General features: G+C 62.9%; 13 protein-coding genes. 5 read left to right on the top strand and 8 right to left on the bottom strand.

What is annotated here, in order from left to right:
• Positions 1-14 precede the first annotated feature (14 nt).
• On the top strand, positions 15-830 hold the full coding sequence (locus DSC91_RS09390) for an SDR family oxidoreductase (RefSeq protein ID WP_115777866.1): 816 nt from the start codon (positions 15-17) through the stop codon (positions 828-830).
• A 4-nt stretch (positions 831-834) separates the two neighbouring features.
• On the opposite strand, the gene DSC91_RS09385 is transcribed toward DSC91_RS09390, so the two are convergent.
• The gene (locus tag DSC91_RS09385) at positions 835-1,620 is read right to left on the bottom strand and encodes an SDR family NAD(P)-dependent oxidoreductase (RefSeq protein WP_115779771.1); all 786 of its coding nucleotides are present in this window, start codon (positions 1,618-1,620) and stop codon (positions 835-837) included.
• A gap of 228 nt (positions 1,621-1,848) precedes the next feature.
• Here DSC91_RS09385 and DSC91_RS09380 point away from each other — a divergent pair, with 228 nt between their 5' ends.
• The 4 genes from DSC91_RS09380 (at position 1,849) to DSC91_RS09365 (ending at position 5,997) form a co-directional block, all read left to right on the top strand.
• Complete coding sequence (locus DSC91_RS09380) at positions 1,849-2,556, top strand: helix-turn-helix transcriptional regulator (RefSeq protein WP_115777865.1); 708 nt, start codon at positions 1,849-1,851, stop codon at positions 2,554-2,556.
• A 16-nt stretch (positions 2,557-2,572) separates the two neighbouring features.
• Positions 2,573-3,025 (top strand): hypothetical protein, encoded by a 453-nt coding sequence (locus DSC91_RS09375; RefSeq protein WP_115777864.1) that lies wholly within the window; start codon positions 2,573-2,575, stop codon positions 3,023-3,025.
• 169 nt (positions 3,026-3,194) lie between these two features.
• Positions 3,195-4,694 carry an aldehyde dehydrogenase family protein gene (locus tag DSC91_RS09370; RefSeq protein WP_115777863.1) on the top strand — a complete coding sequence of 500 codons (1,500 nt, stop codon included), beginning with the start codon at positions 3,195-3,197 and terminating at the stop codon, positions 4,692-4,694.
• Positions 4,695-5,055: 361 nt separating this feature from the next.
• Positions 5,056-5,997, top strand: a complete 942-nt coding sequence (locus tag DSC91_RS09365; protein ID WP_115777862.1) for a helix-turn-helix domain-containing protein — start codon at positions 5,056-5,058, stop codon at positions 5,995-5,997.
• Between the two features lie 157 nt (positions 5,998-6,154).
• Here the strand turns inward: DSC91_RS09365 and DSC91_RS09360 are convergent, their stop codons facing one another.
• From DSC91_RS09360 to DSC91_RS09330, 7 genes are all read right to left on the bottom strand, one after another.
• Positions 6,155-6,514 (bottom strand): cupin domain-containing protein, encoded by a 360-nt coding sequence (locus DSC91_RS09360; RefSeq protein WP_115779770.1) that lies wholly within the window; start codon positions 6,512-6,514, stop codon positions 6,155-6,157.
• Positions 6,515-6,546: 32 nt separating this feature from the next.
• Positions 6,547-7,845: an NAD(P)/FAD-dependent oxidoreductase gene (locus DSC91_RS09355; RefSeq protein ID WP_115777861.1), complete on the bottom strand. Its 1,299-nt coding sequence runs from the start codon at positions 7,843-7,845 to the stop codon at positions 6,547-6,549.
• Between the two features lie 88 nt (positions 7,846-7,933).
• Positions 7,934-9,382 carry an APC family permease gene (locus DSC91_RS09350; protein ID WP_115777860.1) on the bottom strand — a complete coding sequence of 483 codons (1,449 nt, stop codon included), beginning with the start codon at positions 9,380-9,382 and terminating at the stop codon, positions 7,934-7,936.
• A 260-nt stretch (positions 9,383-9,642) separates the two neighbouring features.
• On the bottom strand, positions 9,643-10,623 hold the full coding sequence (locus tag DSC91_RS09345) for a WD40/YVTN/BNR-like repeat-containing protein (RefSeq protein WP_115777859.1): 981 nt from the start codon (positions 10,621-10,623) through the stop codon (positions 9,643-9,645).
• A gap of 29 nt (positions 10,624-10,652) precedes the next feature.
• Positions 10,653-13,010: an efflux RND transporter permease subunit gene (locus DSC91_RS09340; RefSeq protein ID WP_175171892.1), complete on the bottom strand. Its 2,358-nt coding sequence runs from the start codon at positions 13,008-13,010 to the stop codon at positions 10,653-10,655.
• 81 nt (positions 13,011-13,091) lie between these two features.
• Positions 13,092-14,894, bottom strand: coding sequence for a DUF1302 domain-containing protein (locus DSC91_RS09335; RefSeq protein WP_229758170.1), 1,803 nt, complete (start codon positions 14,892-14,894; stop codon positions 13,092-13,094).
• Between the two features lie 179 nt (positions 14,895-15,073).
• Complete coding sequence (locus DSC91_RS09330; protein WP_115777857.1) at positions 15,074-16,435, bottom strand: DUF1329 domain-containing protein; 1,362 nt, start codon at positions 16,433-16,435, stop codon at positions 15,074-15,076.
• Positions 16,436-16,734: the final 299 nt, after the last annotated feature.

Here is a 16,734-nt window from a genome sequence, read left to right as displayed (position 1 = left end):
CACCAGGCATATCCATGACGCAGGCTGATTTGCAGGCGATAGCGCAATTGCCCGGCAGGCCCGATTTCAGCGGTAAGGTCGTGCTTGTCACGGGGGGCGCGCAGGGCATAGGCCGTGGCATTGCCGAGGCCTTTGCCGCGTGCGGCGCGGAGGTCGCGATTGCTGATCTGCGTATCGAAGCGGCCCGCGATGCCGTGGCATACATCACCGCGGCAGGTGGCCGTGCCCATCCCTACGAGGCCGATATGGGCGAGCGGGAACAGATCGAGAGGCTGGTGGCCGGGATCGAATCCGGGCATCGGCGCCTCGACGTGGTGGTGCATAACGCCGCGTATTTTCCGCTGACCGCATTTCGCGACATCACACCCGCGATCCTCGAACGCACCCTGTCGGTGAATCTTGCCGCGCTGTTCTGGCTGACGCAGGCCGCTGTGCCGTCGTTCATCCGGCAGGGCGGCGGCCGGGTGCTGGCGACCTCCTCGGTAACGGGGCCACGGGTCGCGTATCCCGGTCTCGCGCACTATGCCGCATCGAAGGCGGGCGTGAACGGCTTCATCCGGGCTGCAGCGCTCGAACTGGCGAAGCACCGGATCACGGTGAACGGCGTCGAGCCAGGCATGATCCGCACGCCGGCCATGGACAATCTCGGCGATGGCGAATTGAACGGGCGGATCGAACGCGCAATACCGCTCGGGCGGCTCGGCGAACCGTCGGATATCGCCGCGGCGATGCTGTTCCTCGCGTCCGACGCGGCTTCGTACATTACCGGTCAGACCATCGTCGTCGATGGCGGCGCGACCCTCCCCGAGTGCACCGCCGCGCTCGCCTAAGGCATCACAGAGGGTCGAACGCCAGCGTCGGCACATCGACGATCGATGAGCCGCCATCGGCGACAAGAGTGGCGCCCGTCACGATCGACGCGGCCGGCGAAACGAGAAAGTCGCACACGGCGGCGATCTCCTCCGCGTCGGCAGGCCGGCGCAGCGGCACGTCGGCGCACACGCGCCGATAGGCGGCATCGAGCGTCTCGCCATAGCGCTCGATGAGCGGCTGCATCTCCGCATCGGCCATCGGCGTGCGCACCCAACCGGGGCAGACCGCGTTGACGCACACGCCGAGCGGGCCGTAGTCGCGCGCGAGCGAGCGTGTCAGACCGATCAGCGCGTGCTTGGCGGTGGTGTATCCACACACGGCAGGCCCGGCGGCCAGCGACGCGATCGAGGCGACCAGTACGATCGCGCCACGACGCGCGATCAGCTGGGGCAGGCAGGCGCGCGCGCTCACGAACGCGGTGTCCAGATTCGCGCGCATGGCGGCGGCCCACGCCGCATCGTCGGTGTCGGTCGCATTGCCGGAACCGAAGCCGCCGGCACAGGCGACGAGCGCGTCGATGTGAGCGCCGTTCGCGGCGATCTGCGCGATGAAGCGAGCCCAGTCCGCTGAACTGGCCGCGTCGCCCTCCAGCACGAGGCCGCTGGTTTCGCGCGCGACGCGCTCGAGCGGCTCGCGGCGCCGGCCGACCAGCGCGACGCGCGCGCCTTGCGCGGCAAACAGCCTCGCGCAGGCCTCGCCGATGCCGGTTCCTGCGCCCGTGATGACGACAGTGCGTTGCTCGGACATCTCAGACATAACGGTTCCTTGTTTGAGCGATGGAGAGGGATACCGAGTCTAGACGTGCGTACCGTGCGGCGGGATCAGGCAAAAGGATGACAAGGCCCCGCTGAATGGCGTGCCGCCGCAGCCGCGCGCAAGGCCGCCGATACGGCGTTCGGATTTGCCGATTTCGGCTAACGGGTTCGCCGGTTCATTCCTACACTGATTGCGAGCCTTCGACCCGGGAGATCGCGCATGCTGGATAGGAGCCGAGACGATCCCGTCTCTTCGAGCGCATACGGTACCGCGCTCGGCGCGGCGGTCGCGGCGTTGGCGGGGTTGGTTCGGCCTTCGGCCACGGTTTTCTATTCGGTCGGAACGGACAACGAACCTTCGGGCTTCGAGCTGTTCGGTCTGGCCGAAACGATGCATCGCGCTTACCTGCAGCGCTATTGCACGCTCGATCCGCTGCATCCGTCGTACTGTGCGCGTCAGACGCACAGCGTGTTGACGTTGACCGGTGCATTGCCGGAGCCTGCGCGTGACCGGTCCATTTACTGGAAGCGGTTCCTCCAGCCGCACCAGGTGGTCGACGTGATGGAGGTGTTGCTGCGCGACAATGCGCGCACCGTCGCTGCGTTTTCGCTGTTACGCATGGCGCCCGCTGAAGCGTTCAACGCCGATGAACTGAGCCGCGCGCGCGCCGTGCAGCCGCTGCTCGAAGCGGCGCTGGTGTCGCTGTTGCGCCGCGAACGTCCGATGCGTGCGCACACCGGCGGCCTGCCTGCCTTGACGCATCGCGAACAGCAGATCGCCCGGCGAGTCCGCAACGGGATGTCGAACAAGCAGATCGCCAGCGATCTCGCGCTCGCGCAGCCGACCGTCAAGACCCATTTGCTGCATATGTTCCGCAAGCTTGGTGTGTCGAGCCGGACCGAACTGATCGGCGCACTGTTCCTGTGATGGAGCGTATACACCCATGATGAACGCCTCGGGCATGGACTTCGCCGGCACGGAACTCGCCGGCGATGCAGAGTTGCCAATGTTGCTCTATGCGGTCGCCGCGTTGCGAGTCGAACCGGACGGCGTAGACGGCTGGTTCAGGCGTTGTCGGGGAGCACTTCCGGCGGTGATCTCGCGCGAAGAGGATGTCTCGGACATCCTGCTGCGTCTGCCGGATTGCTGGAACATCGTGGACGCCGCGCGCTGCGTGGGTCTGCATGACGAGATCGACATTCTGACCGGCGACCCACGCTTTAATCGCGGCATCGACGCGGCGAATTGCGCGATCGTCGGCCATGCCGACGGCACACGCTTCGCGCTGCTGTTGCAGATCAACGCCGCTGAGGCGGTGTTGATCCCTGAGCGTCCGTTCACGGATCGCGGGACATTCGAAGGCTGCCTGTGGCTTGACGGCCAGGCTGAGTCCTGACCCGCGAGCGACCCCTGTACGACTTCTAGATGTTTTCCCTCAACCGCCGGTTGCCTGCCGATTTGCGCTAACCACGTGCGGATCGGTCTGACTACATTGCTCCCATCCTGACTGTCCGCACTATCCGGCGGCACCTGACCCCTCTGATCACCTACGAGAGATCGAAGCTATGAATAGCAACAATGCAGTCGTCGTTAGCGATGCGGTAAAGGCGTTCGTGCAGCGCGATTTTGGCCTGTTTATCAACGGCGGTCCGCAGCCCGCCCATTCGGCGCGGCGGCTCGATGTCTTCAATCCGGCGACGGGCGAGCCGCTCGCCAATGTTGCGGATGCCGACGCTATCGACGTCGACAACGCCGTCACGAATGCGCGCGCCGCATTCGATGCGCGTGTCTGGAGCGGTTTGCGTCCGGCCGACCGCGATCGCGTTCTGTTGCATTTTGCCGATCTGCTCGAGGCCAACGCGGAAGATCTCGCCCAGCTCGAAACCCTGAACCAGGGTAAATCGATCAACCTCTCGCGTGCGGTCGAAGTGGGCGCGACGATCGAATACGTGCGCTACATGGCCGGCTGGGCAACCAAGATTACCGGCGAGACGCTCGATGTGTCGATTCCGTTTCCGCCCGGCGCCCGGTACACGGCGTACACGCGCAAGGAACCGGTCGGCGTGGTGGCAGCCATCGTGCCGTGGAATTTCCCCTTGATGATCGCCGTATGGAAGCTGGTGCCCGCGCTTGCCGCGGGTTGCACGATCGTCATTAAACCCTCGCCGGAGACACCGCTGACCGCGTTGCGGCTCGCCGAGCTGGCACTGGAAGCGGGGGTGCCGCCGGGGGTGTTCAATGTCGTGACGGGTGGCCGTGAGTGCGGTGCTGCACTTGCGGCACATCCCGGCGTCAGCAAGATCTCGTTCACCGGCTCGACACCCACAGGCAAACTGGTCGGCACCGCCGCCGTGCAGAACATGACGCGCTTTTCGCTCGAGCTCGGCGGCAAGAACCCGGCGGTGATGCTGGCCGATGTCGACGTCGATCAGGCGATCCAGGGCGTGCTGGCCGGCGGCTTGCTGAACCAGGGGCAAGTGTGCGCGGCCGCTTCGCGAATCTACGTGCATCGCAGCAAGTACCGGCAAATCGCAGACGCTCTGGCGGAAATAGCGGGCGCCATGACGATCGGCCCGGGTCTCGACCCGGCTGCGCAGGTCAATCCGCTCGTGTCCGCGCTGCACCGTGACCGCGTGCAGCAGCATATCGCGCGGGCGCATGACGCGGGTTTGCGTTTTCTTGCCGGCGGCACGCCGGTCGATTTACCAGGCTATTACGTGAGGCCCACCGTGATCGCCGACGTGCCGCACGACGCCGCGATCGTGCGCGACGAAGTGTTCGGACCCGTGCTCGCGCTCGTGCCGTTCGACGACCCCGTCGAGGCCATCCGTCTTGCCAACGACTCGCCGTACGGACTTGCCGCGAGTCTGTGGAGCAACGATCTACGCGCGGTCATGAACCTCGTCCAGCAAATCGACGCAGGCACCGTCTGGGTCAACTCGCATGTGCCGCTCGACCCGAGCATGCCGTTCGGCGGCTACAAACAGTCGGGCATTGGCCGCGAATTCGGCAAGTACGCCATTGAAGGCTTCACCGAAACCAAGTCCGTGTGCATCGCGCACTGAGCCGCAAGCGCAATTGCGAGCCTGATCTGCCCGGCTGCTTCCATGTCGAGACGCCGTGGTTGTAGCGCAATCCGTTCAATTCACGAGAGGGCTTTCAGATTTGCTACGCCACGCCTTTGCCGTATGAATTTTGAAAGACTGGGCGCGGCGCATGCTCACAAATCGGCATAACGATGCAGTGCAGGGCGGTTGACGGACGATTTGTCTTTCCGGATTCAATTTGTCGTCCTAGATTGACGGAGCGTGATCAGTACCCCTCTTCAAGGCTTCGTTGTGCCGTCTCAGTCTGGTCCTACGAATGGGGTGTGGAGTCGCCACATAGGAAATCGTGCAGCATATCGAACGTGAGCAGGGGGAGACGATGGAATTCCAGATCAGCGCGCTCGCAGACGTGCATGATCATTCGTTGGCGGTGAGTGGCTGGGAACAGGTGTATCGCCAGATCACACCGGGACGTTTCCAGAGCACGCTGGTCCAGGCCTCCTCGAATGACTTCCACTTTTTTCGCGAGACGACCAATCGCCGGGTCGCGCAACAGGGTACCGCCCCTGTGGGGCAATCGTCTTTGGCGGTTCCGCTCTATGCGCCGCTCGTCGGCACCTTCCAGGGACAACGGGTGGACGGCTACGCGCTCCTGCTGCTCGGCGCAGCCGAGGAATTCCGGTTTCACACGCCCGAGTCGATGCATTTCGTCGGTATCAGCTTGCCGACCGACGTGATGGACGAGCTGGTCAGCGAGGTGGTTGGCGAGTCGTGTGCGCGGCAGATGAGACAGAACGTGCTGCGCCTCGCGGACGAGCAGGGCGTGATGTTGCGCGAGCGGCTTGCGCCGTTTCTCGACGCGGCCGAGCGCAATGCCAGTGCGTTCACGCATCCGGCGGCCGCCAAGGGCTTCAAGGATGAGTTGATCAGCGTGCTGCTCGGTCTGCTCGACAGCGCGACAGGCGAGGCGCACCGCGACCTGACGCACACCACGTACAGCGATATCGTGCGCCGCTGCGAGCGCATCCTTCAGGAGAATACCGAGCAACCGATCACCGTGCTCGACCTCTGCCGCGCGTTGCGCTGCAGCCGCCGTACCTTGCAGACCAGTTTCCAGCGGGTCGCCAACGTGACACCCGTCGAATATCTGCGTTCGATCCGGCTTAACGCCGTGCATCGTTTGCTACGCTCGACCAGCGTGAATGAATTGCTGGTAGGCGATGCCGCCGCTCGCTGGGGATTTACTCACCTGGGCTATTTTGCGCGGGAATATCGCGATCTGTTCGGAGAGCTACCTTCGCAAACTTCACGCTTGCGATAAGGGCAATCCCGTTTGACGGGGTAGGGAATAGCGGGCTGTATCCCGATGTCATGGGCGTGACGGAGAACCGGCGGAACCCGGCTGCACTCGGTCGGGTCGACAAGCGCAATCGGCCGAAGTGACACTCGGTGACTGGACGCTAGTCGACCCTCCCGGGCTATGCCACGGCCAGGTAGTGTTTCGTCAATCTGTCCGTCAGGATGTGCCAGGAGATCGGCGTGCCTTTCTCGATGAACCAGCTATCGCCGGCCCTGTAGTGAACGGATTCGCCGGTATTCCCATTGCGCAGCACGCATTCGCCTTCGATCACGGTCGCATGTTCGGTAAATGGGTAGACCATGTCGAATTGACCTTTCGTGCAGGCGAAGTAGCCGGCGCTAACGGGCGCGGTCGGGGTGCCAAAGTGAATGTGGCCGAACGCCAGGACGTCTCCTTCGATAATCGTCGACCCCAGGTCGGCGACTGTGCCCCACGAGTCCAGGGCCGGCGGCGGTGCGCCCAATTTGATGCTAAGCATGTCGTTCTCCATTTTTACTACGGTGAAAGAAATTAGCGGCGCCCTTTCCAGAACCCGCTAAGCTGGTTCCATGCCTTTCCGCCGGTGGTCATGACGGCGCGCAAGCTGTCCTTGGCAAAGATGTTCAGGTGCGGAATCGAGCTCATCAGGTCATAGCGCTGTGACCCCTCGCTCATGCCCTCGGCAAGCACGCGGCATACGATGTGGCTCGGGGTCACGCCGAATCCCGCATACGCCTGCACATAGAACACGTTGGGATGGGCCGCCAGCGAGCCGATCTGCGGAAACAGGTTTGCGCCGCAGCAAAGCGGGCCGCCCCACGCCAGATCGATTTTGACGTCCTTCAGATAGGGAAATACCTTGAGCATGAGACCGCGGTTCCACGCCTTCAGGTCGCTGGGGATGTAGTCAAGGAGCGCCGTCGCGCTGCCGAACAGCAGACGGTTCTCATTGGTGACGCGGTAGTAGTCGATGACCGGCCGGATATCGCTATACGCTCCCCGAATCGGACTGATGCGCTGAATGAGTTCATCGGAAAGCGGTTCGGTGCACAGCTGGAACGCATAGGTGTTGACGGTCTTGCGGTAGATCTCCGGTTCCATGCCGTTGAGGAAGCCATTGCACGCCCAGAGCATTTTCGAGGCGCGCACGGATCCCATCGCCGTGCGCACCGTCACCCGCTCGCCGTACTCGACATCGATCACCGCGCTGTTTTCGAAAATCCTCGCGCCATGGCTCGTTAGTGCCTGCGCTTCGCCCAGCAGAAGATTCAGCGAATGCACATGACCCGCGCCCATGTGCAGAAGGGCGCTTCCATAGACATCGGAGCCCACGACCTTGCGAACGTCCGAACCGGTCAGCAGTTGCACGTCGACCGTGGGATCGACGGCCTTGAAGCTCTGTTCCCAGGCGCGCAGTGTCTTTTCCTGACGCTGGTTGAAACCGAGGTAGGCGTAGCCAAAGCAGAAATCGGCGTCGATGTTGTACTTGGCGATGCGCGACCGGATGATGCCTGCGCCTTCGTTACTGATCTTGAAGATCTGCTGCAGGCCTTCGTCGCCGACATGCTTCCTGATCGCATCGAGGTCGTGACCGATGCCGGCCATGATCTGGCCGCCGTTTCTCCCGGTGCCGCCATAGCCGAGGTAGCGGCCTTCGAGCACGACGATGTTGGTGATGCCGCGTTCGGCCAGTTCGAGCGCCGTATTGATCCCGGAGAAGCCGCCGCCCACCACGACCACATCGGCATCGATGTCTTCGTTGAGCACAGGAAACCTGAGATCGTATTTTTTCGTCGCGGCGTAGTAAGTCAGCGAGTCCAGCTTGTTCATTTCCACTGTTTTCTCTGGGTAAGATGAGATCCACGTGCCGCCTCGTGCACACGTATTGCCGTGTGCACGAGGCAGCGCAGGCGATGCGTTATAGCTTGGAACTGCCCAGCCGGGCGAAGGCCTGGGGGTCGCGGCGTTTGAGCTTTCTCGCCAGCACCGTGCCGATGACCGCGAAGACCGGCAGCAACGCCGTGAGTGCGTAGGAGAACGCCACGCTGGCGCCGGTCAGCACCGAAAAGTTGACGATGGCGAGAACCAGCACGACGGCTAGCGTCAGACCCGCGACGAGCGGGGCGACGAATGTGCGCAGCGGGCCTTCCGGGCCGGAACGAACCCGTCTGAAGAATGCAAACACAGCCGCGGACGACAGCGCCATCAACGCAATGATGCAAAGCGTCGCGACGTTCGTGAGCCAGGAGAACAGCGTCAGAACCGGATCGGTCCTGGCAACGACAAAGGCCAGCACGACGGCGGCGGCGAGCACCGTCTGGATGATCGAGCCGATGTGAGGGCTCTGATGGATGCGATGGGTGCGGCCGATCATTTTCGGCAGCAGACCTTCGCGGCCCGCCGCAAAGAAATAGCGCGACGCCGAGTTATGAAAGGCGAGCAGTCCCGCATAGACGCTGGTGATGAACAGGAGGCTCATCGCCGTGGTCAGGGTTTTGTTCGCGTAGTGATCCGACAGCGTATAGAGGAAAGTCGTCGGGTCGGACAGGGCCGTCAGCGTTTTGACGATCTTGCCGTCGCCCGCGCCGATAACCATGCACCACACGGAGAACGCGTAAAACACGCCGATCAGCAACACCGAAATATAGGTCGCCAGTGGCACCGTGCGATGCGGATCCTTTGCCTCTTCGCTGTAGATCGTGGTGGCCTCGAAGCCAATGAAGCTCGCGAAGCAGAACAGCAGGCCGATCGCCGGGGTGCCGCTGAGAAACGCATGGGGCGTGAACGACGCGCCGTTGATCCCGCTGTCGCCGCCTGCTTTCAGGATCGCCAGGTCGAGGATCAGTACGACGATATATTCGCCGAACACCAGCACGCTCAAGACCTTCGCCGAGAGATCGATTTGCCGGTAGCCAAGCACGGCAATGCTGGCCAGCGCCACAAACGAACAGGCCCACCACGGCGCGTCGATGCCGAAGCGGCTGCCTAGCAATCCCGATACGACGGCGCCGAACATGCCGTAGAGGCCGATCTGCATCGTGTTGTAGCCAAGCAGCGCGAGCAGGGCCGCGGCGCCGCCGGCGGTGCCGCCCAGTCCACGGGCGGTGAATGCATAGAAGCCGCCTGCGTTGGTGATATGGCGGGCCATCGCGGTGTAGCCTGCGGAGAACACCAGCAGTATCGCCACCGTGGCGATCAGCAGGGACGGGGTGCCCGCGCCGTTGCCGAGCATGATGCCGATGGGGAAGCCGCCGGCGATGGCGACGAGCGGGCCCGCTGCGGAAATGACAAAGAAGATGATGAACCCGAGGCCCAACGCACCTTGCCGAAGCTCGGTCGACTCGGGTGATTCAGCTACGACAGTCATGTGCTTGACTCCAGAATGGGTGATCGGGCAAGGGATTCTCTGGTTCGGAACGATTGTGCGCACGGTGGTCGGTTGCCTTTCCGATTGCCGTGCGCGATGCAATGCACTTTAGGGAGCCAAAATCGCAGCCGGGAGCGCAAATTGGCAACCCGTGACGCTGTGTCTGCATTGGGGCGTACCTGATCGACGCCAGGCGCCGTTACCGTAGCCATTTCGCACGGGCTCCCCGTGGTTTTTCCTCGCTGCTGAAGTCGCTCCCTTTACTGGGGCTTCAGGATGCCGTCCTTCGAAAGCAGGATCGGCACGCCGCGCGGGTTCGTCAATACGGCTGTCAGCGCCGCGCGGTCGGGCCGCTGGGTCGCGGCGAAATGCGCCGCGTCCGGCGTGCCTCTGATCACAAAGCCGTCGAGTCCGACGCCGATGACCTGGCCGCCCGCGACGCCCAGCGCCGTGATGGAACCGCTCGATCCTGAGTCGAGCGGCGTCCAGGTATCGCCGTCGTCGGTGCTGCGGTAAAGGTGCCCAAGGAGACCGCCGACCAGCACCGAACCGTCCGGTGCAACCGTGCCCGCCCACAGACTGCCCTTGTTGCCCGTTTCGCGGTACTCCCATGATGCGCCGTCGTCGCGCGAACGCAGCACCAGCCCTTGTTCGGCCACGACGAAGAGCACGCCGCGGCTGTCGGCGAACAGGTGATACAGGTTGCGGTCGGCCTTGCCGCCTCCCGGCGGCGCGGGCAGGGCGACCCGGGTCCATGTCTTGCCGCCGTCGTTCGTCGCCAGCAACAGCGACCACAGACCGGCGGCCCAGCCATGCACGGCATCCTTGAAATAGACGGAGAACAGCGGCTGATCGATCGATGGGTCCGAGCGCTGCAGCGTCCAGTGCTCGCCGCCGTCCGTGGTTGCCAGGATCGCGCCCCAGTGACCGACCGCCCAGCCGTCCCGCGCGTTGGCGAAATGGACGGCGGTCAAGGTTGTCGATGCGGGCACGGCGCTGGCCTGCCGATAGGTCTCGCCGCCGTTGTCGGACAGCAGCACGATGCCGTGCTCGCCGACCGCGACGATCCTCGACCCGGCATAGGCCGCGTCGAGCAGCAGCGAGTGAGCGGGATCGGTCCAGGCATGCGCCGCGGTGATGGCGAGGGGCTTTGCTCCCGGCGCGCTGGGGGACTGGGCAAAGCCGGGTTGAACCGCGAGCGCGGCGCACAGCGACGCGAGCAGCAGTGTCGATTTGATCATATCGGTTTCCCTTCGATGAGCGAGGTGCGTCAGTGGCTCAGAATGCCGGGGGCGCGCACCGGTTTTCTGCGCGGGAACACTCGCTCGAGCACGACCGCGAGCGCAGGCAAGGCGGTCATCGCCATCACGACGTTGACCACGAACATGAACGCCAGCAACTTGCCCATGTCGGACTGGAACTTGAGCGCCGAAAAACTCCAGGTGGCGACGCCAAGCGCAAGGGTGATCGCAGTGAAGATGGTCGCCACGCCCACTTCCAGCATCGCATGCTCGACGGCCTTGACGATCGGCTGGCCGTTGGCCATGTGCCATTGCAGGCGGTTGTAGATGTAGAAGGCGTAGTCGACGCCGATGCCGACGGCGAGCACCATTACCGGCAGCGTCGCGACGGTCAGTCCGATGTGCAGCTCCTTCATGAACCAGTAGCCGATGAAGGTGGCGACCGTGAGCGGCGTACAGCATGCAATCATCGCCCGCACGTCGCGATAGGCGAAGAACACGAGGATCAGGATGGCCGCGTAGACGTACAGCATCATCGGCAGCTCGCTTTGCGCGACTTCCTCGTTGGTGGCGGCGAGCACACCGCCGTTGCCGGCCGCGAGACGGAGGGTCAGGCCGTCGAGCGGGTGCGTGGCGCGATAGTGCTTGACGTCGTCGAGTACGCGCGTCAGGGTGGTGGCCTTGTGGTCGGTCAGGAACAGATGCACGGCCGTCATGCTGCAGTCCTTGTTCATATAGCCCCGCACCCGGCCGATTTCCGCCGACAGCGCGCCGTAGTTGGCGGAGTCGATCGGCACCACGTTCATCTTCGGATTGCCCTCGTTATAGCCCTCGTTGTAGGTGCGCAGCATGGCCGGATACGATTGCACCGACACCACCCCGGGCTCGCGCTGCATCGTCGAGGCGAAATCGTCTTCGAAGGTACCGACGCGTGGATTGTCGCAAGCCGCGCCGTTCGATTCGAACACCACCGTCAACCAGTCGAGGCCGATGTCGTAGCTGTTGGCGATCGATACCGCGTCGCGATTGAAGCGGGCGTCGGCGCGTAACTCGGGCGCTCCGGGTTCCAGCGTGCCGACCACGCGGTCGCGGCTTTGCCACGCGGCGAGCACGAAGATCGCGGCAGTGACGCCGACAACCGCATAGGCGAATTTCGGCTCCGCAACGCGTGCCAGCATGCGCAGCCACGTGGAACGGCGTTCGCGTTTGACGAGGGCACGGTCCGCGTAGGCTTTGGTAAAGTGAAAACACGAGGCCGCGACGGGCAGCATGATCAGGTTGGTGATGATCTTGTAGCCGACGCCGAGCGAGGCGGTGATCGCCAGTTCACGCACCATCGGGATCGGAATGAGCAGTAGCGTGATGAATGAAACGAGCGCGGTGATCAATGCCAGCGTGCCGGGAATCAGCAGACCGTGGAAGCTGTGCCGGGCCGCCTCCAGCGTCGACTTGCCGTGCGACAGTTCGCGCACGATGTGATTGATCTGCTGAATGCCATGCGATACCCCGATCGCGAAGACGAGAAACGGCACCAGCACGCCGAGCGGGTCGAGGCCGAAGCCGAGCAGTCGAAGGGTGCCGAACTGCCACACCAGCGACGTCAGCGAACAGACGATCGGCAGGATCGTGAAGCGGACAGAGTGGCTATACCAGTAGACTGCCAGGGCGGTCAGCAGCAGTGCGATCGCACAGAAGCCGAGCACCGACGAAGCGCCCTCGGCGACGTCGCCGATCTGCTTGGCAAAGCCGATGATCTGCACTTCGTAGTCGGCATCTTCGTAGCGTTGACGCAGGTTTTCCAGGGTGTGGTTGAACTGCACGTAGTCGAGCGCGTGACCGGCGGCGTCATGGTCGTTCAGATCGGCCGTGATCATCGCGCTCGTCTGATCGCGAGAGACCAGCGTGCCGACGTAGCCGCCGAGGGCCGCCGACTGGCGGATCGTCTCGACGAGAGCGGGGTTCAACTGCGCCGAGGTGATCGATCCGTCGATAACCGGCTTCGCGCGAAACCCGTCCTCGGCAATTTCGGTGACGAAGGTATTGGGCGTCCATAACGACTGCACGCCCTGGCGATCGATGTTCGGCAGAAAGGTCACGGCCTGGGTCACCTGATAGACCCTGGCGAGACCTTGCGGCGTCCAGATGCTGCCATGGCGCGCCTTCACCACCATCGTCAGGCGATTGGCGCCGAACAGATCACTGCGATACTGCTGAAACGTACGGATGTACTCGTGGCCGGTCGGCATCTGCTTGTCGAAGCCTGCCTCCATGCGTAGTTGCAGGGCGAACACCGCCATCACCGCGGTGAAAATGCCGATGACGCCTAGCGTGACTGCGCGATGGCCGAAGAAGAGTCGTTCGAGCCGACTGACGAAGTGATTTAACACGGCGGAATTCCTTCAAATAGGTCACGAGACGCCGGCGGCAAAAGCACGCTTGTGCCTGCCGCCGGATCTCATGCTCGAACCTCAGAAATTGCGGGTGGCGAACAGGCCCACGAAGTTGCGGTCCGCATACGGCTGGCCGACGCTCTGATGTCCGCCGAAGAACGCTGTGAAGTTGATGCCGGCTTGCCACACGGCCGGATTCTGGTTGAACAGCACATACACGTTGACGGATTTCGCGCCCTGCAGATAATTTGCCGTGAACGTCGGGGTGTAGCCATAGAGCGCATCGGAGAACGTCACGCCGGGCGTCACCTGCCAGCCGGGAATGACAGTGCCGTCGTAGGTCCAGTTGAAGTCGACCGTGGCGCCGACCGAGCTCGCAGTGCCTTGCGCCGCGATGATCGGGTAGCCGAGCCCCGAGTTGTTGTTCAGCCACGTGCTATAGCCCGCCGCCGGCACTTGCGTGACCGTCGTGCCGTTCACGGAACGCGTGACACCGCTCGCACTCAGCCCCGGGTAGTAGATCCACGTCAGTTCGGCGGTCAGCACCGCGAGGTCGGCGTGCAACAGTTTGAGGAACGGATAAGCACTCTGTGTGAGATTCAGCTGACCGTTGAGGTCGTACTGGAACTTCTTCCGGTCGACCCATTGCTGGCAGTTCACGCCGGACACGCCGTTAGTGTTCAGGTCGAGTGGGCCGCCCGCGCCGAAACACCCCGACAGCGCGACTGCATCCTTCGGCCGGTATGACAGTTCGGTGCCGATTGCCCAGTCGCCGATCGAGAAGTTCGCGCTGGCGCCGAACAACTGACGATTCTTCAGGTAGGTAAACTGGTTGGTGCCGTTGGCGAGCGTCGAGAGCACCGGCGCCTTGTCGACATAGTTCTCGTAGTAGAAGCCGAAGTTCACGTCGGCGTTGTGCGGCTTGTAACCCAGCTTCACGCCGAATTGCGGCGTGGTGTAACTGGGCAGCGCGGTCGATGCCGGAATGCCGATCGAATTGTATGGCGAGCCGGCGTACTGGCCGCTGATCAGGCCGCTGTTGATCGCCGAGAGGGTGGTCGAGTTGCCGCTGTTCGAACCGGCGATGGTGCCGGCATCCACGCCGCCGAGGTTGGCGTTGACCGTGCTGCCCGTCGCCGCGACCGCGCCGCGGCCGAAGTTGTTCGCCACCGACCAGTAACTGCCCACGGGCGGATAGCGATTGCCGTTCCAGCCGAACTGGTAGTACGCCTCGGTGCTCAGGCCAGCCGGGAGACCGGCCGCGAAGCTGATCATCGGCGCCGGCAACAGGGCCTGTTTGAGTTGCGTGCCCGGTATCAGGAGCTTCTGGATATCGACCGAATTGGTGGCGTTGATGCCTCCCGATGCAAAGTAGCTTTCTCCCCAGTTGATCACCTGGTTGCCGACCCGCACGTGGGCGGGCTGGCTGTCGATCGAGAAGTCCTTTTCGGCCCACAGGTCGAGCAGTTGCGCGTTGTAGACGACCTGTGCACGCGCGTCGCTGGACAGCGGCGTTCTCGAGGTGTCGCCCGCGAGGAAGTCGTACATGCCCGTGCCGCGGATCATGAACTTGTAGCCCTCGTTGGGCATGGTCAAGAGCAGCTCGCTGGTGGCGCTGACGTACGTGCTGAACGGTTGCCCTTTGCGATAGTTCAGGTCGCCGTTGTCGCCAAATCCCCATTGGCCGACGTTGGCCGCCGCGCCGCAACCGTATGAGTTCGGATCGCCCGTGAGCGAGCAGCTTGGGTTTTTCACGCGGATCCCGGCACCGCCCGTCAGATTGGAGACCCATGAGCCGTGCAGGTCGCCGATGCCGGTATCGAAGTCGTAGCCATACGCGCTGGCCGACAGGCCAAGCAACGTCGCGACCGATAGGCGCATCGCGGTTCCATGCATTACAGTGAATGCGCCTTGCGTTGGCTCGGCGCTTTCGCTTCTCGCGCGGCGTGCCGCGCGTTTCGTTATCCTGTTCATCCCCAAACCTCGTATGTGAGCCCGATCCCTGTGGAGACGCATCTGTCGATGCGTATTCGTTTGCTGATCGTTTGCTTATCGTTTGCCTATCGCTCGCTGATCGAGCGCAGGTTTTCTGCCGAGTAGTAATTCGACGAGAAGCGCGGATCGCTCGACTCTTCGAAATAGCGCACGTCCCGGCCGGCGCCGATCACGGTCTGATCGTCGACGTAGCGGCCGTTGAGCAGGTTGTATTGCACGAACGGCTCGACGTCGCACGTTCCGCCGAGCTCCCAGACGGGGATCGGATAACCCTCTTTGGTCTTCCAGAGCTTGCCCTGTCCGTCGTAGTCCTCGCCGATCAGCGCGAGATAGCTGTCTTCGTCGAGATACAGCACCTTCTTCTGCGACACGTGGCGCATCGTCGACTTCAGCGACGCCTCGACCACGTAGACGCGATGCAGTTCATAGCGGCGTGCGGACGGATCGACCGCGTCTGGCTTGAACACGTCGCCGACGCTCTTGTTGAAGTCGTACATCGCGAACGCGTTGTACGGCACGTACAGTTCCTTCTTGCCGACGAGCTTCCAGTCGAAGCGATCGATGTCGCCGTTGAACAGCCACGGTTCGTCGACGGTGTACTGGTTCTCGAAGCCGATCTGCGGCGCGTCATAGTTGTACGACGGCATGCGACGCACGCGGCGCTGTCCGGGGAAGTAGTAGTACGCCTCCGCTTCGTTGTCGGCGAAGTGGAAGGTCTGAACGATGGCCTGACCTGCAAACGCCGCGGGCGAGTCATAGCCGTAGTAGATTGAAAACAGCGAGTCCTTCGGGCCGAGCGCGTTTGCTCCTTTCTTGCCCCAAGGGAAGTACAGCGTCTGGCGGCTCGTGACCGAGATCCAGTCGGTGCTGCCCGGGCGCGGCGATACCATCGTGTAGACCTTCGCCCATTCGGCACCGACACCGCGATAGCGCGTCAGGTAATTCCACATTGCTTCCTGGCCGGTCTTCGCGCCGGGGAAGGGCAGGCCAGGCAAGGTGGCGCTTTGCAAATGGTCGCCGCTTGCGGTGAGTTTTGCGCTGTCGGCGTTCTTCCTGGTGTTCTCCTGGACCCAGTCCGGATAGCTGCAATCGCGGTGGGTGGGATACACGTCCATCCGGTAGTTCTTGACCTGCTTGAACAGGGCGAGCTGTCCCGGAGAAAGCTTGCTCGCGTACTTGTCGAGATTGGCCGCGGTGATCGAAAGCAGAGGCTTCTCGTCCTTGTATTTCCAGTAGTCGCCGCGCACCTTGCCTGCACTCCATCCGGCTTGCGGCGTATCCCGGCCGGCGAACGCAGGTATTGCGCCGTCGCTGCTGGCGCCCTTCTGCGCACCGGTAATCGTCAGATCGTTGGCGGACTCTGCCCATGCAAGCGCAATCGACCCGCTGCAAATGGCCACTACGCCCAGCTTAAAAAATTGCTTCATTTCCCACTCCTCTTGTCGAACCGGATACGGTTTTCTTCGGGTTGCCGTGAGGAGAAATCTAGGGATGCCAAAAAAATGTCTTTAGCCGAAATTGGCAAACCGTCGCCGAGGGTTTATCTGTAGAGGCTTGTTTTAAGGCCTATTTTTGCCGTTCGAGGCACGCGCGATGGGCGTGCGTGAGCGTGGCACGCGAGCAAAAAAAAGCGGAGCGCACTTGGACGTGCGCTCCGCTCTGAATGAGCAGAGAGACTGGATAGGATGCCTCTTGAATTGAGTCTCGATGAATCTGGCCGGGAGAG

This window comes from Paraburkholderia caffeinilytica (assembly GCF_003368325.1).
GTDB classification, from domain to species: domain Bacteria; phylum Pseudomonadota; class Gammaproteobacteria; order Burkholderiales; family Burkholderiaceae; genus Paraburkholderia; species Paraburkholderia caffeinilytica.
The sequence above is the reverse complement of the archived record's forward strand: the minus strand, read 5'-3'. Positions and strand labels throughout refer to the sequence as shown.

Bases quoted from the DNA above. Each gene is read 5' to 3' on its own strand.
- DSC91_RS09370 (WP_115777863.1), top strand. From the start codon at position 3,195: ATGAATAGCAACAATGCAGTCGTCGTTAGCGATGCGGTAAAGGCGTTC.
- DSC91_RS09380 (WP_115777865.1), top strand. From the start codon at position 1,849: ATGCTGGATAGGAGCCGAGACGATCCCGTCTCTTCGAGCGCATACGGT.
- DSC91_RS09335 (WP_229758170.1), bottom strand. From the start codon at position 14,894: ATGCGCCTATCGGTCGCGACGTTGCTTGGCCTGTCGGCCAGCGCGTAT.
- DSC91_RS09350 (WP_115777860.1), bottom strand. From the start codon at position 9,382: ATGACTGTCGTAGCTGAATCACCCGAGTCGACCGAGCTTCGGCAAGGT.
- DSC91_RS09330 (WP_115777857.1), bottom strand. From the start codon at position 16,435: ATGAAGCAATTTTTTAAGCTGGGCGTAGTGGCCATTTGCAGCGGGTCG.
- DSC91_RS09365 (WP_115777862.1), top strand. From the start codon at position 5,056: ATGGAATTCCAGATCAGCGCGCTCGCAGACGTGCATGATCATTCGTTG.
- DSC91_RS09345 (WP_115777859.1), bottom strand. From the start codon at position 10,623: ATGATCAAATCGACACTGCTGCTCGCGTCGCTGTGCGCCGCGCTCGCG.
- DSC91_RS09390 (WP_115777866.1), top strand. From the start codon at position 15: ATGACGCAGGCTGATTTGCAGGCGATAGCGCAATTGCCCGGCAGGCCC.
- DSC91_RS09385 (WP_115779771.1), bottom strand. From the start codon at position 1,620: ATGTCCGAGCAACGCACTGTCGTCATCACGGGCGCAGGAACCGGCATC.
- DSC91_RS09355 (WP_115777861.1), bottom strand. From the start codon at position 7,845: ATGAACAAGCTGGACTCGCTGACTTACTACGCCGCGACGAAAAAATAC.
- DSC91_RS09360 (WP_115779770.1), bottom strand. From the start codon at position 6,514: ATGCTTAGCATCAAATTGGGCGCACCGCCGCCGGCCCTGGACTCGTGG.
- DSC91_RS09375 (WP_115777864.1), top strand. From the start codon at position 2,573: ATGATGAACGCCTCGGGCATGGACTTCGCCGGCACGGAACTCGCCGGC.